The organism is Arthrobacter sp. Leaf337 (genome assembly GCF_001423745.1).
Classification (GTDB): domain Bacteria; phylum Actinomycetota; class Actinomycetes; order Actinomycetales; family Micrococcaceae; genus Arthrobacter.
Window position 1 is genome coordinate 91,248 of record NZ_LMPC01000008.1, and the last position, 12,407, is coordinate 103,654.

At 66.6% G+C, this 12,407-nt stretch carries 12 protein-coding genes and 1 pseudogene; 7 read left to right on the top strand and 6 right to left on the bottom strand.

What is annotated here, in order from left to right; all coding sequences use genetic code 11:
- Window positions 1-7: 7 nt before the first annotated feature.
- Complete coding sequence (locus tag ASF98_RS08085) at window positions 8-1,609, bottom strand: sugar transferase (RefSeq protein WP_055799959.1); 1,602 nt, start codon at window positions 1,607-1,609, stop codon at window positions 8-10.
- 425 nt (window positions 1,610-2,034) lie between these two features.
- On the opposite strand from ASF98_RS08085, the gene ASF98_RS08090 reads away from it, so the two are divergent.
- The 6 genes from ASF98_RS08090 to ASF98_RS08115 all read left to right on the top strand — a co-directional run bounded on the left by ASF98_RS08090 (window position 2,035) and on the right by ASF98_RS08115 (window position 8,290).
- Complete coding sequence (locus tag ASF98_RS08090; RefSeq protein ID WP_055799962.1) at window positions 2,035-2,874, top strand: ACT domain-containing protein; 840 nt, start codon at window positions 2,035-2,037, stop codon at window positions 2,872-2,874.
- 261 nt (window positions 2,875-3,135) lie between these two features.
- Window positions 3,136-4,485 (top strand): MFS transporter, encoded by a 1,350-nt coding sequence (locus ASF98_RS08095; protein ID WP_055799964.1) that lies wholly within the window; start codon window positions 3,136-3,138, stop codon window positions 4,483-4,485.
- A 98-nt stretch (window positions 4,486-4,583) separates the two neighbouring features.
- Entirely contained in the window at window positions 4,584-5,267 is a 684-nt protein-coding gene (locus tag ASF98_RS08100) for a GntR family transcriptional regulator (RefSeq protein ID WP_055799967.1), read from the top strand.
- A complete protein-coding gene (locus tag ASF98_RS08105; protein WP_055799970.1) occupies window positions 5,264-6,100 on the top strand; it encodes an aspartate/glutamate racemase family protein in 837 nt (278 codons plus the stop codon). The genes ASF98_RS08100 and ASF98_RS08105 overlap by 4 nt, the downstream gene beginning before the upstream one ends.
- A gap of 10 nt (window positions 6,101-6,110) precedes the next feature.
- Window positions 6,111-7,553: an amidohydrolase family protein gene (locus ASF98_RS08110; RefSeq protein ID WP_055799973.1), complete on the top strand. Its 1,443-nt coding sequence runs from the start codon at window positions 6,111-6,113 to the stop codon at window positions 7,551-7,553.
- Window positions 7,554-7,561: 8 nt separating this feature from the next.
- Window positions 7,562-8,290, top strand: coding sequence for a maleate cis-trans isomerase family protein (locus tag ASF98_RS08115; RefSeq protein WP_055799976.1), 729 nt, complete (start codon window positions 7,562-7,564; stop codon window positions 8,288-8,290).
- A 94-nt stretch (window positions 8,291-8,384) separates the two neighbouring features.
- Here ASF98_RS08115 and ASF98_RS08120 read toward each other — a convergent pair whose 3' ends face one another.
- Window positions 8,385-9,308: a diacylglycerol/lipid kinase family protein gene (locus tag ASF98_RS08120; protein ID WP_055799979.1), complete on the bottom strand. Its 924-nt coding sequence runs from the start codon at window positions 9,306-9,308 to the stop codon at window positions 8,385-8,387.
- A gap of 109 nt (window positions 9,309-9,417) precedes the next feature.
- Here ASF98_RS08120 and ASF98_RS08125 point away from each other — a divergent pair, with 109 nt between their 5' ends.
- Window positions 9,418-9,882: a pyridoxamine 5'-phosphate oxidase family protein gene (locus ASF98_RS08125; protein ID WP_055799982.1), complete on the top strand. Its 465-nt coding sequence runs from the start codon at window positions 9,418-9,420 to the stop codon at window positions 9,880-9,882.
- A 31-nt stretch (window positions 9,883-9,913) separates the two neighbouring features.
- On the opposite strand, the gene ASF98_RS08130 is transcribed toward ASF98_RS08125, so the two are convergent.
- The 4 genes and pseudogenes from ASF98_RS08130 to ASF98_RS23665 form a co-directional block, all read right to left on the bottom strand.
- On the bottom strand, window positions 9,914-10,738 hold the full coding sequence (locus ASF98_RS08130; RefSeq protein ID WP_055799985.1) for an IclR family transcriptional regulator domain-containing protein: 825 nt from the start codon (window positions 10,736-10,738) through the stop codon (window positions 9,914-9,916).
- A 147-nt stretch (window positions 10,739-10,885) separates the two neighbouring features.
- Window positions 10,886-11,581: a 3-oxoacid CoA-transferase subunit B gene (locus tag ASF98_RS08135; RefSeq protein ID WP_055799988.1), complete on the bottom strand. Its 696-nt coding sequence runs from the start codon at window positions 11,579-11,581 to the stop codon at window positions 10,886-10,888.
- Window position 11,582: 1 nt separating this feature from the next.
- Window positions 11,583-12,260 (bottom strand): 3-oxoacid CoA-transferase subunit A, encoded by a 678-nt coding sequence (locus ASF98_RS08140; RefSeq protein ID WP_055799992.1) that lies wholly within the window; start codon window positions 12,258-12,260, stop codon window positions 11,583-11,585.
- A gap of 3 nt (window positions 12,261-12,263) precedes the next feature.
- A pseudogene (locus tag ASF98_RS23665) lies at window positions 12,264-12,407 on the bottom strand (3-oxoadipyl-CoA thiolase); the annotation flags it as partial.

Consider the following 12,407-nt stretch of genomic DNA (forward strand, 5'->3'; position numbering starts at 1 on the left):
CCTCCACTTAATACGCGCCCGCAGGCATGCACATTGCTTTGAAGGTCCGCCACATGATGATGACGTCCCCCATGATCGACCAGTTTTCGACGTAGTAGAGATCGAGGCGCACGGCCTCATCCCAGGGCAGGTCCGAGCGGCCGTTGACCTGCCAGAGACCGGTGATTCCGGGCTTGATGAGCAGCCGCCGGTGGGTATGCCGTTCGTAGGCCTCCACTTCGCGCTGCAGCGGCGGACGGGGTCCCACCAGGCTCATTTCGCCGGTGAGGACATTCCAGAACTGCGGCAGTTCGTCCAGCGAGTAGCGGCGCATCCACCGCCCGCAGCTGGTCACCCGCGGGTCGTTCTGCATTTTGAACAACACGCCGGCCCCTTCGTTGCGTGCCATCAGGTTCGCGAGCGATGCCTCAGCGCCGGTCACCATGGAACGGAACTTGATCATCCGGAACGGCTGGCCGGCCTTGCCCACCCGCTCCTGTTTGAAGAACACCGGTCCGGGACCGCTGCGCTTGACGATGACCGCCAGGACCAGGAACAGCGGCGACAGCAGAACCAGGGCCATCGAGGCGCCCGCGATGTCCAGCAGCCGCTTAAGCACATGCTTGCCGCCGCTGTACTGCGGGACGTCCACGTGCATCAGCGGCAGCCCCTCCACCGGCCGCCAGTGAATCCGCGGCCCGGCAACGTTGGTCAGCGTGGATGCCAGTACGAGTTCGGCGGAGTGCTCCTCCAGCCGCCAGCCAAGCTCACGGATGTACTGGTTGCCTCCCGGCACCGGGCCCGCCACGATTACGGCCTCGGCTCCGCACTTTCCTACTGTCCGGACAACGTCATCGGTGGAGGACAAAACGGGAACACGGTGCCCGTCGACGTCGAGCATCATCCCCCGGCGGGCTCCCGGGAGGGACACCCCCAGGATTTCGTAGGCCGCACCGGTCTTCTTGGCGATCCGCCCGAGTACGTAGCGGACATCCTCGGGCTGGCCAATGACTATTGCCTTTACCAGGAACTGGCCGTCGGCCTGTTTCCGGTTGTACCAGCGGCGGGTGAACCACCGATTCCCCACGAGAGCCAGGACACCAACGGGAAACGACGCGACGTAGAAGGCCCAGGCCGGTTCCAGCCTGAACACCACCAGGAACACGGCCAGCACGCCAAAGACGCGGGTGGTGGCAACGGCAACGCGCTTGTATTCGCTGGAACCGACGCCAAGGACTTTCGGGTCCCGCGTGCGGTAGAAATGGAGGGCCCCGGTCCATAACACCACGAGGCCTGCGGCCAGGACGGCGCCCACCGCATTGTCCCGGCTTTCCGCAAAGGAATGACCGCCGTCGAACCGGATCACGTACCCGATAAGCACCGAAAGAACCACTACCAGGGAGTCGGTCATCCGGAGGAAGCGGGCCAGGAAGCGGGCCCATTCGCGGCCGGAGAGCTTGCGTTCCGGCGGTTGCCCTTCCGGGCTTCCGGGGGAACGCCCGACGACGGAGGAACCGGCGGGGGCAGCGTAGCCGGCGGGTCCGCGCGGCGGACTGGCGATGGTCCCGGAGCTTCCCCCTGGCCCGAGGAATTTCATGACGAACGGGGTGGTCTTGCCCAGTTGACTCATTGCGGCCCCCACACACTCATGAAGGACGAGTGCGATATGCGAGCAGACGATGCCGTCATTGCCTATCCCCCCGACCATTGGTAGGCGGCACCGGATGATGCCTTCCCCAATACAAGCCGTGGGCCTGTGCCCCCGTCACGAGGGCCACCTACCCGGCTTTCTATGCATAGCTCCGGTGCTTTATGCGGGTAGTACCCGGACGGGTCTCGGACGCTTAGGTGGGCTGGCGGAAATTACCTGCAGGCCTTAAAGCACGAAACACCCGCGTCTACTTGCAGGCCCTCCTGGGGCAGGCTCCGGCCGGACCCTCACGGCGCCCTCCGCCGGCCGAAGCAAGTACTCGAAAATCCCCGCCATTTCAAGGATGTTGGCGTTCGTGACCCGGTTGCAACGCCTCTGAAACAGGGCCCGGACATGATGTGAGTATGAAGCGCAAGGCACAGTCCCCCGAATCGGCCGACTTGAGCTGCGAAGTTTGCGGCCAGATGCCGGAACCCACAAAAACCCGGCTGACACTTGCGAATATCGCCGTCATGCTGCCCATTGAGCTCCTTGTGCATGCCGCCGTGGTGGAGACGCACCTTCCCTATGTGGCCAAAGTCCTGGTCCTCACCCTGACCGCCACGGTGCTGGTGATCTGGGTTGCTGAGCCCTCCGCGGCCAGGATGCTGAGGAGTTGGCTGCACGCTCCTGCCCTGCGGCACCGCAAGCGGCTGAACACTGCACCGGCCCTGTGGCGCGCACGCACAGTGCTGCGCGACCAGCCAGGGTCGCTTCAAAAAATCACGGAAGCCCTGGCACGGCTGGACACCAACATCCTCAGCATCCACCTCCATCCGGTGCCGGGCGGCGTCATGGACGAGTTCGTCCTGTCCGCCCCGGGGCATCTCGGCGAGCGGGAGATGCTTGAGGCACTGCGCGACGGCGGCGGGAGGCACTCCCACGTCTGGCCCACGACGGCCCTGGCCATGGCGGACGGCCAGACCAAGGCGCTGAGTCTTGCCGCGCGGATTGCGGGCAACCCGGATGAGCTTCCGCTGGCCGTCGCCGAGCTGCTTTCGGCGAGGATCGTACCCGTGGCCGCGGAGGGCCGCGAGGAAGCCCCGGCCGCTACCGGCGCCGGGACAGTGCTGAAGATCCCGACGGCCTGGCACGGCCCCATCACCTTTTACCGCCCCGGCGAGCCCTTTACGCCCGCTGAATCGGCACGGGCGCACCGGCTGGCTGAGCTGGCCGAGATCCTCGCGCACAGCGACAGCCGGTAGCTGCCGGCAGTCACAATCGGTAAATAGGCTGCCCGGCGGGCCGCGGGCGAAAAGCCCTTGACAGTGGCGGGGCTCACTTCTATCTTTAATTTTGGGATCCCAAAACGGGATCCCAAAAGTGACATCTTCCCGGAGCCTGGCGCCACGAAAGGCGTATGCAGATCCAGCCGGGACAGTACGGCCGCCGCCCGATCCGGCCCCGGCCAGCCACCGCACCAGAGTCTTTCCCCTGCCCGCAATCTTCCCCGTGAAGGAGAAGCTGTGTCTCTTCCCAGTACCGAAACCGATCCAACAGCAGTTCAGTCCCCCGAAGGCCAGACCGGCAAGGACGGAGTGCAACGGCGCACCAACGTCCGCTGGAAGCTTTTCCTGCTGCTCCTCGTCCTCGTCGCCGTCAACTACATCGACCGGGGCTCCATCTCGGTGGCGCTCCCCATCATCCAGAAGGAATTCAACCTCGCACCTGAGCTGGTGGGCCTCCTCCTCTCCGCCTTTTTCTGGACCTACGCCCTCATGCAGATCCCCGTCGGCCTGCTGATCGACAAGTTCGGCCCCCGCAAAGTCATGACCGCCTCCTGCGTCGGCTGGGGCGCCGCAACGGCCGCCTCAGGCATGGCCGGCGGCTTCCTGAGCATGTTCATCGCCCGGCTTGGCATCGGTGTAACGGAAGCCGGGGTCATGCCTGCCGGCGGCAAGCTCAATGCCATCTGGATGCACAAGTCGGAACGCGGCCGCGGTGCCACCATCCTCGACGCCGGCGCTCCCCTGGGCGCCGGGTTGGGCGGCATCCTTATCGCCGGCCTCATCGCCGCCACCGGGAGCTGGCGCAGTTCCTTCGTCATCGCCGGTGCCGCCACGGTGCTCATGGGCCTTGCCGTCTGGTGGTACGTCCGGGACAACCCGCGCCAGCACCGCGGAGTCAACGCTGCCGAGGCCGAATACATCGAAGCCTCCCACGCGGCCGAGGACGCCGAGGCCGAGCTGGACGGCAGCAAGGGCAAGCGCGCCCTGCTCCCCTACCTGAAATTCCGCTCCTTCTGGGCCATGTGCTTCGGCTGGCTGGGCTTCAACGGCGTGTTCTACGGACTGCTTACCTGGGGCCCGCTCTACCTGGCCCAGGCCAAGGGCTTTGACCTGAAAACCATCGGCTGGTCCACGTTCGTGATCTTCGGCGCCGGTTTCGTCGGCGAGATCCTGGGCGGCACCATCGCCGACAAGTGGCGGGCAGCCGGAGCCTCGGCCAACCGCGTCATGCGCACGCTGCTGGGAACCTCAAGCGTCGTGGTGGTGGGCGGCCTCATCGGGGTGACCGTCGTGGCGGACCCGACCACCGCCGTCGTACTTCTTTCCGTGGTGATGTTCTTCCTCCGCTGGGTGGGCCTCTTCTGGAGCATCCCGTCCATCCTGGGCGGCCGGACCAACGCCGGCGTCCTGGGCGGCGCGATGAACTTCAGCGGCAACATCTCGGGCTTTGTCACCCCTATCGCCGTCGGCCTGATCGTCGGCGCCACCGGCTCCTACACGTGGGCGCTGCTGTACTTCGTGGGATCCGCCATCATCATGGGCGTGTCCGTCCTCATGCTGGACTACAACAAGCGCCTGCCCGTCTAGGCGGTCGGCCCTCAGCCGGCGGCCCTAAGCTAGGCACCGCAGCACCTCCTCCCGGCGCCGGGAGCGCACCACCCGTCAAGAACCCCGAACGGAGCACCATGATTACCGCAGATGAAACCCAGGACAAGGAACGCCCCCTCCGCGAGACTGTCCGGGACACGCTCCGCACGCGGATTTTCGAAGGGCACTACGCTCCCGGCACCAGGCTGGTGGAACGCGACCTTGCAGCCGAGTTCAACGTCTCGCGGCTGCCGGTCCGGGAGGCGCTGCGGATGCTGCGCCAGGAAGGCCTCCTCAGCGACCGGGGAGCCCGCGGCGCCGAGGTCAGCTCACTCAGCCCCAAGGACGTCGAGGATCTCTTCGATGTCCGCCAATCACTGGAGGTGCTGGCCTGCCGCCTCGCCGCCGTCCGCGCAACGCCGGAGGATCTGGCCTACCTTGACGGGTTGCTGGACGAGGCCGAACGCTGCCTCACCAAAGGCGCCGTCATGGAGGCACATCGGGCCAACAGCGAATTCCACGACGCCATTACCCGGATCGCGGACAACGGCTTCCTCAGGTCCGCTCTTGAACCTCTGCAGGGCCGCATGCACTGGCTGTTCCGCCACGTCAGCGACCTGCCCGAACTGATCCAGGAACATCGGGACCTGTACGGCGCCATCGCCAGTGGCGATCCGGACCGTGCCGCCGCCCAGTCGGCGTCGCACATCGGCAAATACCGCGAACAGTTCCCCGACGACTTCCAGAAAACAGAACCCGCCCTTCACCGGAAGAAAAAATGAAGCTCCTAGTCATCAACCCCAACATCAGCGACGACGTCACGGCGCTGATCGAATCGGAAGCCCTGCGCTCCGCCTCGCCGGGCACCGAACTGGTGGTCCGCACCGCCGGGCACGGCGTCGAATACATCGAAACCCGCTTCGAGTCCCTGATCGCCGCCGGCGCCCTGGCCGAGGTCATCGCCGAATATACCCCGGAGACTTCCGGCGGCGGCGCGGCCTCCCCCGCTGCACCCGCCGACGCGGCGCCCATCGACGGCGTCGTCGTGGCGGCCTTCGGCGATCCGGGCATGCCTGCCCTGAAGGAACTCACGGACGTCCCCGTCATCGGCATCACCGAGGCCGCGCTGTGCGCTGCCGCCCTGCAGGGCCACCGCTTCTCCATCATCGCCATCTCCGACCGGATCCGGCCCTGGTACCTGGACTGCGTGGAGCGCTTCGGCCTCGGCGGCCGGCTGGCCTCCATCCGCTCCATCAATGAGACCCTCACCGGCATCGGTTCCGTGCAGCAGGACTTCAAGGAAACGCTGCTGGCGCTCAGCCTGCAGGCGGTCACCGAGGACGGGGCCGACGTCGTGATCCTCGCCGGCGCGCCCCTCGCCGGGCTGGCCCGCGAACTCCGCGGCCAGATCCCCGTTCCGGTGGTGGATGGCATCTCCGCCGGCATCCGCATGGCAGAGGCCGTCGTCGGACTTCAGTCCGGACCGCACCGCGCCGGCGCCTTCGCGCCGCCACCGGTGAAAGCCCGCAAGGGCCTCTCCGAAAACCTCGACGCCGCCCTGGCCGCCGCCCAGTCTGCACTCACCGCTTCAACAAGCGCCGCTTCAAAGAACTAGGAGGACAATGATGTCCCGCATTCCAGACCTCGTCATCGCCCACGGCACCGTAGTGAACAGCTTCGGCCGCCGGAACGCCCACGTGGTGGTCCGCGACGGCCGCATCGACCAGCTCATCGACGCTGCCGAACCGGTCCCCGCCGCTGACCGCATCGTTGACGCCACCGGCCGGCTGGTGGTTCCCGGCGGCGTGGACGGCCACTGCCACGTGGCCCAGGTGACCGGACGTTTCCGCACCCTGGACGACTACCGCACCACCTCCACGGCAGCGCTCTGGGGCGGCACCACCACCATTATCGACTTCGGCATTCCCCGCGACGCGCAGGAAACCCCGCTGGCCGCTGTGCTCCACAAGAAGGAACTGGCGCAGGAGTCCCGCTGCGACGTCGCCCTGCACGGCGCCGTTGTCAGCTGGGACGAGACCGTGCCGTGGCAGCTGGAGCAGCTGGCCGCCGAAGGTGTGCGCTCGGTGAAGATGTACACCACCAACCGCGGCACCACCATGGCGGACGGGGACACCATCCTGAAGGTCATGCGTGAGATGGTGCGGCTGGACGGCCTCACTTACATCCACGCCGAACACGACCCCATCATCAGCGACTGCACGCAGCAGCATGCCGACGACGGCAGGATCGGCATCGAGCACCTGCACCGGACCCGCCCCGAGCTTGCCGAGGAAATCTCGGTCAAGGAAACCCTTGCCATGGCCGAGTACACCAAAGCCCCCGTGTACTTCGTGCACCAGTCAACCCCGGGCGCCGTCGACCTGGTCACCGAGGCACGTGCCCGCGGCCAGGAAGCCTATTCCGAGACGTGCCCGCACTACCTCACCCTCGATGACACGGCGTACGGCTCCGCTTTTCCCGAGTGGTACGCCTGCTGCCCGCCCATGCGCAGCCCCGAAACCGTCGCCGCGCTCAAGGAACGGCTGGCCGACGGCGCCATCCACACCGTCTCCTCGGACCACTCCTGCTACGACCTGTCCCAGAAGCGTGAACGGACGGACGACGTCCGCGCCATGCCGCACGGCCTTCCGGGAGTGGAAACGCGGATGCCCGTCACCTTCACAGCCGTGGCTTCAACCGGTGGCTCGGTGGAGGCCTTCGTGGAGGTCTTCTCCGCAGGCCCCGCCCGCGTGAACGCGGTCCCCCGCAAGGGGACCATTGCCGAGGGCTTCGACGCCGACCTGGTGATCTTCGACCCCGCCGAGGAACGGACGGTCGACGGCGGTGCGCTGCACATGGGCACTGATTTCTCGCCGTTCGACGGCCGCACGTTCACCGGCTGGCCCGCCGTCGTCGTCTCCGCCGGGCGCGTGGTGGTGGACGATGCCGGCTTCCACGATCCCGGCGCGGTGGGACGTTTCGTGGCCCGCAACGGCTTCCGGCAGCACCTCTCGTCCGGCACGGGTTCGGCCGCCGCCACTCCCGCAACCCTCTTCGCAGCAAAGTAGGAGCAACCATGCCTTCCGCAGCACGCAAGACCCGCATCGGCATGATCGTGCCGTCCTCCAACACCTGCCTGGAGCCGCAGAGCTACCGGATCCTGGGCGACCGGGACGACGTCACCATCCACTTCACCCGGATCCCCGTCACCCGGATCGCCCTGGATGACTCCTCGGACAAGCAGTTTGATCCCGCTGTCATGCGCGCCGCCGCCGAGCTGCTGGCAACGGCGGATGTGGATGTCATCGCCTGGAACGGCACGTCCGGCTCGTGGCTCGGCGCGGACCACGACCGGGAGCTGGTCGCCGAAATCACGGACGCGACGGGCATCCCCGCCACCACCTCCACGCTCGCCTACCTGGCGGCTTTCGAGTCCTTCGGCACGGAACGGATAGGCCTTTTCACGCCGTACACGGAGGACGTGAACCGCGCCATCATGGCCTCCTACGAGACGGACGGTATCAAAACCATCGGCCACCGGGCCCTGGGGCTGAGCGACAACGAGTCGTTCGCCAGGGTGACGGACGAGGAAATGCGGCCGGGGACGCTGGAGCTGGCCGCAGCCCGCCCGGACGCCCTGATCTACCTCTGCACCAACCTGTACGGCGCCAACATCGCGGCGGAAGTGGAATCAGAAACCGGCGTTCCGGTGCTGGACTCCGTGGCGGTGACTTTGTGGCACTGCCTCAAACTTGCCGGGTCCCCCTTGCTCGCACCGAGGTGGGGCAGGCTGCTCGCGGACTGATCCAGCAGCCCAGGCAAGAACGACGGCGGCCCGCCCGCTGGGAGCGGGCCGCCGTCGAACCTCTCATGTCTGATGGCCAGGCTGGGCTGTGCAGCTAGGCGTCGGCCGGCGCGCTCATCCGGACGGTCAGCGCACCGGGAAGCATGGTCATGTTGACGTACTTGGTGTCGCCCTCGTGGTCGCCGTCGAGCTGGTAGTCGTCCGGGTGCTCGAAGGTGATCTCAACGGTTTTTCCCTGGAAGTACTCCACCGACGTGTCCTTGCCCCGGCCCTTGCCGATCATGCCGGCCACCACGGAGAACCAGCCGAGCTTGCCCCGCGGCGCCAGGACCACCACATCCAGCAGGCCGTCATCCACCTTCGCGTCCGGGAAGATTTCCAGACCGCCCTGGACCTTGCCGCAGTTCCCCACCATGACGCTGCGGACCCGGCGGTGTGCCACCGACTTTCCGTCGATGACGATGTTTGCCTTCACGGGTTTTCCTGGAAGGTTCCGGATGCCGGCGTCCACGTAGGCCAGCCAGCCCACTTTGTCCTTCAGGTCCTCGTTGGTGTCCGCCATGATGGTGGCGTCGTAGCCCATGCCGGCCATCACCAGGAAGAGCTGCTCCTTTTCCGGGTCGCTCCGGACGGCCTGGACGACGTCGATCTTGCGGTCCTCGCCCGTGAGGGCACCCGCCATCGCCCCTTCGATGTCGGTGACATCCATCCCGAGGTTGCGGGCCAGCAGGTTGCCGGTGCCCAACGGCAGCAGCCCCATCGGGGTGTCCGTGCCGGAAAGGACCTCAGCCACGCACCGTACGGTGCCGTCGCCGCCGGCAGCTATAACGACGTCGGCGCCCCGCTCAAGCGCTTCCTTCGCCTGCCCGACGCCCGGGTCCTCCTTGGTGGTTTCGATCCACAGGGGTTCATCCCATCCGGCGTCAGCGCAGTGTTTAGCCATCAGGCCGCGGACATCAAAGTCCACCGGCTTGGCGGGATTGATGATGATTGCGGCGCGTTTGTTTTCCTGGGTCATGGCATCCTTCACAGGCAAATGGTCGGGGGTTCTCCCAAAGTGAAGCGTAACTGAAATCCGGGACTTGCTACCCTGCCGCAACGCGGACCCGGCACCTAGGCTCAGCAGCATGAACACGTCTGGGCCGGGGCCGGAAACAAAAGATCTCACCGTTCATGAATGCTGGCAGCACCTGCGTTCCGCGTCCGTGGGAAGGCTGGCGGTCATCAGCGATGCGAAGCCGGAGATCTTTCCGGTCAACTACCTGCCGGACGAGGGCACGGTGCTTTTCCGGACAGGTCACGGAACCAAGCTGGACGCCATCCTCTCCGGGGAGCCGGTGGTTCTTGAAGCGGACGGGCTGAACATCTACGGGACCATTGCGTGGAGCGTGGTGGTCAAGGGAGTGGCCGAGGCCGTGCAGCCCGGTGAGGACGCCCCCGCCGAGACGCCGTCGCCGTGGCAGGAGGGTGCCAAGGACATCCTCGTCCGCATCACGCCCAGTGAACTGAGCGGGCGCCGGTTTGTCATCGGCCCGCCCACCAAATGGTGGCCGCCCGTGGAACCGGTCACCCTGCCCGGGCACCAGCAGTAAGCCGCCCTCCGAGAGTCGGCCGGGCACCGCGCTAGTGCTTGGCTGAAAGGTCCGCGGATATCAGCCTTGCCGTCTCCACAGTTTCCTTCCGCACCATCTCCAGGTAGGCCTTGGGGTCCGGTTTGGTGGCCACAGACTGGGCCTGCAGCGACACGTTGATGGCGGCCACCACTTTTGTGGGGCCGTGGTAGACCGGCGCCGCGATGGACATCAGGCCAAGTTCGAGTTCCTGGTCCAGCAGGCACCAGCCCTGCGCGCGGACCGTGTCCAATGCTGCCACGAGGTCTTTTTTGGTGCCGATGGCGCGGGGCGTGAGGGGCTTGATCTCAGCCTCTGCGAGGTACTTCTCCAGTGCAGCCGGCGGAAGCGCGGCGAGCAGCACCCGGCCCATGGACGTGGCGTAGGCCGGGAAGCGGGTCCCCACCGTGATGCCGATGTTCATAATCCGGCGCGTGGTGACGCGGGCGATGTAGGCGATGTCCTTCCCGTCCAGCACAGCGGCCGACGTCGACTCTCCCAGCCGCAGCGACAGCTCCTCGAGGTGCGGCTGGGCGAGCTGCGGCAGCGACAGGCCGGACAGGTATGCGTAGCCGAGCTGCAGCACTTGCGCCGTGAGGGCGAAGGTCTTCCCGTCCGTGCGGACGTAGCCCAGCTCCACGAGCGTGTGTAGGAAGCGGCGCGCGGTGGCGCGGGTCAGGTCGGTCCGGGCAGCCACCTCGGTCAGGGTCATCACCGGGTGGTCGGTATCGAAGGCGCGGATCACGGCCAGCCCGCGGGCCAGGGACTGCACGTATTGGTCACTGGCCTGGGGCGCAGACGAACGCCCGGGGGCGGTGTCTGCTGCTGCGTCGGTCATGGTTACCAATCCTATTAGCCTCAGCCGTCTCCCCTGAGCGCGAACGGACACTTCCGGCCCCGCCGGGAGCGCGAACGGACACTTCCGGCCCTCCCGCAGGGCTGGGCGGGGAGCTTAAGTGTCCGTTCGCGCTGTTGGGTTGGTGGGTTAGCGTTCGACGGCGGGGGCTGCTGTGAGGGGGACCGGCACCAGGGCCTGGAGCTCCTCGAGCGTGCAGCCGAACGTCTCCCGCACCTGGACACCGTCGGGACCCGTGAGGAACACCGCCTTATCCGTGTACACCCGGGTCACGCAGCCCACGCCGGTGAGCGGGTACGTGCAGGCTTCGACGATCTTCGACGCACCGTCGCGCGTCAGGAGCGTCATCATCACAAAGACGTCCTTGGCACCGGTGGCCAGGTCCATGGCGCCGCCCACGGCAGGGATGGCGTCAGGTGCGCCGGTGTGCCAGTTGGCGAGGTCTCCGGTGGCTGAGACCTGGAACGCGCCGAGGACGCAGATGTCCAGGTGGCCGCCGCGCATGATTGCGAACGAGTCGGCGTGGTGGAAGTAGGAAGCCCCCGGGAGTTCGGTGACGGGGATCTTGCCGGCATTGATGAGGTCCTCATCAATCTCATCGCCCTTGGCTTCCGGGCCCATGCCCAGCATGCCGTTCTCGGTGTGCAGGGTGATGTCCTGCTCCGGCTCGAGGTAGTTGGAGACCAGGGTGGGCTGGCCGATGCCAAGGTTCACGAACGAGCCGGGCCTGATGTCCTTCGCCACCAGGCGGGCCAGGTCGTCGCGGCCCAGGGGCGTCTCGGACGTCTGGATGGAGCCGGTCTCACTGCTTGTCTGTGCGCTCATGTCAGGCCGCCTTCACTGAGTTATTAACACGGACAATGCTGTTGACGTAGATCCCGGGGGTCACGACGTTCTCCGGGTCGAGTCCGCCGGTTGGCACAATCTCCGAGACCTGGACAATGGTGTGCTTCGCCGCAGCGGCCATGATCGGGCCGAAGTTCCGGGCGGTCTTGCGGTAGACGAGGTTGCCCTTGCCGTCGGCCTTGAGCGCCTTGATCAGGGCGACATCGGCGTGGATGGGGGTCTCGAAGACCTGGCCGCGGCCGTCCAGGATGCGGGTTTCCTTGCCCTCGGCCAGCATGGTTCCGTAGCCCGTGGGGGTGAAGAAGCCGCCGATTCCGGCGCCGGCTGCCCGGATGCGCTCAGCAAGGTTGCCCTGCGGGACAAGTTCCAGTTCGATCTCGCCGGCCTTGTACTTGGCGTCGAAGTGCCAGGAGTCGGACTGCCGCGGGAAGGAGCAGATCATCTTCTTCACGCGGCCTTCCTTGATGAGCAGGGCCAGGCCCTGGTCGCCCTGGCCGGCGTTGTTGTTCACCACGGTAAGCTCCCGGGCGCCGCCGTCCAGCAGCGCGTCGATCAGTTCGAACGGCTGGCCGGCGTTGCCGAAGCCGCCGATCATCACGGTGGAACCGTCCTTGATGCCGGCGACGGCCTCGCCTACGGTGTCAATGAAATTCAGCATCGCTTACGCCTTTCCAGTGTTGGTTCCGGCAACGGTCATGTTTTCGAGGACGACGGCGAGGCCCTGGCCGACGCCGATGCAGATCGCCGCGACGCCCCAGCGTTCACCGGAGGCCTGCAGGGACCGGGCCAGCGTGCCCAGGATCCG